Origin of the sequence: Microbacterium hibisci (assembly GCF_015278255.1) — a bacterium.
In the GTDB taxonomy this organism is placed as follows: domain Bacteria; phylum Actinomycetota; class Actinomycetes; order Actinomycetales; family Microbacteriaceae; genus Microbacterium; species Microbacterium hibisci.
The window spans coordinates 1-2,991 of record NZ_JADIJC010000017.1 but is presented as its reverse complement, the minus strand read 5'-3'; the positions used below and the strand labels follow the sequence as shown (position 1 = coordinate 2,991).

Sequence of the window (2,991 nt, the reverse complement as noted above, 5' to 3'; positions counted from 1 at the left end):
CCGGCCGGGCAGGTTGCGGTGGTGGTGGGCGGCGGTTCGGGTCACTATCCCGCGTTCGGCGGGCTGGTGGGGCCGGGGCTGGCGCATGGTGCGGCGATGGGCAACCTGTTCGCCTCGCCCTCCACGCAGCAGGTGTACGCGGTGGCGAAGGCGGCGGACAACGGCGGCGGGGTGTTCTTCTCCTACGGCAACTATGCCGGTGATGTGCTGAACTTCGATGCGGCGCAGGAGCGGCTGCGGGCCGAGGGCATCGGCTGCGAGACCGTCACGGTGACCGACGACGTCGTGTCGGCGACGTCCGGCGAGAAGCACAAGCGCCGCGGCATCGCCGGGGATCTGACGGTGTTCCGGATCGCGGGCGCGGCGGCCGCGGCGGGCGCGGATCTGGCGGAGGTAACCCGGCTGGCGCGGCATGCGAACGAGCGGACCCGGTCGTTCGGGGTGGCGTTCACCGGCTGCACGCTGCCGGGTGCGGAGCAGCCGCTGTTCACCGTGCCGGAGGGGCGGATGGCGATCGGGCTCGGCATCCACGGCGAACCCGGTGTGGACGAGACCGACATCCCCACCGCCGACGGCCTGGCCGAGTTGCTGGTCTCGCGGCTGCTGGCGGAGGTGCCCGACGGGGTCGAGGTGGCGGGTGCCCGGGTGGTGCCGATCCTCAACGGCCTCGGGTCGCTGAAGTACGAGGAGATGTTCGTCGTGTACCGGCGCATCGCGCAGCTGCTCACCGACGCCGGCCTCGAGCTCATCGACCCGCATGTCGGTGAGTACTGCACCAGCTTCGACATGGCCGGCACCTCGCTGACCCTGTTCTGGCTGGACGACGAACTGGCTGCGCTGTGGGACACCCCGGTCGACACCCCCGCCTACCGGCGCGGCTCCGTCGCCCCGCAGCAGCGGACGGATGCCGCCACCGACGCGGCGACCGTGGCGGAGGTGATCGAGCCCGGCGATGAGGCCTCGCAGTCCGCGGCGCGGATCGTGCTCGCCGCGGTCCGCACCATCGCGGCGACGGTGGATGCGCATGTGGAGGAGTTGGGCCGCATCGATGCGATCGCCGGTGACGGGGATCACGGCATCGGCATGCAGCGCGGCTCGCACGCCGCCCTGACCGCGGCGACCGCCGCCGTCGACGCGGGCGCGGGAGCGGGCACCACGCTCGCCCACGCCGCCGACGCCTGGTCGGACAAGGCCGGCGGCACCTCCGGGGCGCTGTGGGGTGTCATCCTGAACGCCGTCGCCGCGAAGCTCGGCGATGAGGGCCGTCCCGACCCCGCGGCGGTCGCCGCGGGCGTCGCGGCCGGGTCCCGCGGCGTCACCGATTACGGCAAGGCCGAGGTCGGCGACAAGACCCTCGTCGACGCGCTGGTGCCGTTCAGCACCACCCTCACCGGTGCGGTGGACGCGGGTGCGGGGTTGACGGATGCGTGGCGGACGGCGGCGGATGCTGCCACCCGCGCCGCGGCCGCGACCGCCGACCTGCTGCCCCGCATGGGTCGTGCGCGCACGCACGGGCAGAACAGCGTGGGCACCCCCGACCCGGGCGCGATCAGTCTCGCGCTCATCGTCACCGCCATCGGAGACACACTCGCCGCCCAGACGCGCGCGGCCCAGAACCAGAAGGAGAACGCACATGGCCACGTCTGAGAACGCCCAGCCGCTGCGGATCGTGATCGGCGCGGACGACGCCGGCTTCGACTACAAGGAGATCCTGAAGAAGGACCTCCAGGACAACCCCGGCGTCGCGTCCGTGATCGACGTGGGGGTGGACGCCGACGGCCACACCCCGTACCCGAAGGTCGCGATCGAGGCCGCGCAGCAGGTCGCCGCCGGGGACGCGGACCGGGCGCTGCTGATCTGCGGCACCGGGCTGGGGGTCGCGATCGCGGCGAACAAGGTGGCCGGCATCCGCGCCGTCACCGCCCACGACTCGTTCTCCGTGGAGCGCGGCGTGCTCTCCAACAACGCGCAGGTGCTCACCATGGGGCAGCGGGTGGTCGGCATCGAACTGGCCCGCCGGCTGGTCCGCGAATGGGTCACCTACCGGTTCGACACCACCTCCGCGTCGGCGGAGAAGGTCGCCGTGATCGACGAGTACGAGACCACCGGCTCCTGCTGATGAGCCAGGTCACGGTGGGGGTGAGCCTGAAGACCTACTTCGGGCACGAACAGGCACGCGCCTGGTTCGCCGACGTCGCACTGGCCGCCGCCGCCCACCCCGCGGTGGCCGCCGGGAAGGTGCGGTTGTTCGTGATCCCCACCTACCTGCAGATCCCCGCCGCCCTCGCCGCGTTCGCCCGCACCCCGGTACTCATCGGCGCCCAAGACGTCTCCCCGTTCCCGCCCGGCCCCTACACCGGTGAGGTCACCGCCGCCGAACTCGCCGAGATCGGGGTGCGGGTCGCCGAGATCGGGCACGCCGAACGCCGCCGGCTGTTCGCCGAGACCGACACCATCACCGCCGCCAAAGCCGCCACCGCCCTCAGCCACGGCATCACCCCGGTGCTGTGCATCGGCGAGACCGACCACCACCCCGCCGCCGCCGCCGCCGCCCACACCAACCTCGCCCAGCTCACCGCGAACCTCCAAGACGTCCCCGCCGGTCCGGTGATCGTCGCCTACGAGCCGGTATGGGCGATCGGCGCCGCCGAGCCCGCGCCCGACACCCACATCACCACCGTCACCCGCGCCCTCCGCGCCGCCCTCGCCACCGACCCCGCCCGCACCGGCAGCGTCGTCATCTACGGCGGCTCCGCCGGCCCCGGCCTCCTCACCCGCCTCGGCGACACCGTCGACGGCCTCTTCCTCGGCCGCTTCGCGCACCACCCCGACGCCCTCACCGCCGTCCTCGACGAAGCATCCGCCCTCGCCACCGCCCGCCCCGAGCACCCCACCCCGAGAATCCATCCGAAGGACCAGACCACGGGCACGACCCAGCGTCTCGGCCTCCCGATGGATTCTCGCGAAAACCCCACCGGGGTCGACGCATGA

General features: G+C 73.0%; 3 protein-coding genes. All 3 read left to right on the top strand.

Annotation, left to right across the window (positions count from 1 at the left end; genetic code table 11):
- The coding region (locus IM770_RS17765; protein WP_203582478.1) for a dihydroxyacetone kinase family protein at positions 1-1,647 on the top strand (1,647 nt) is incomplete at its 5' end.
- Entirely contained in the window at positions 1,634-2,119 is a 486-nt protein-coding gene (locus IM770_RS17760; protein WP_203582477.1) for a ribose-5-phosphate isomerase, read from the top strand. The genes IM770_RS17765 and IM770_RS17760, both read left to right, overlap by 14 nt.
- On the top strand, positions 2,119-2,991 hold the full coding sequence (locus tag IM770_RS17755) for a triose-phosphate isomerase (protein ID WP_203582476.1): 873 nt from the start codon (positions 2,119-2,121) through the stop codon (positions 2,989-2,991). Before IM770_RS17760 ends, IM770_RS17755 begins: the two co-directional genes overlap by 1 nt.

Coding starts and splice junctions, on each gene's coding strand:
- IM770_RS17755 (WP_203582476.1), top strand. CDS start 2,119: ATGAGCCAGGTCACGGTGGGGGTGAGCCTGAAGACCTACTTCGGGCAC.
- IM770_RS17760 (WP_203582477.1), top strand. CDS start 1,634: ATGGCCACGTCTGAGAACGCCCAGCCGCTGCGGATCGTGATCGGCGCG.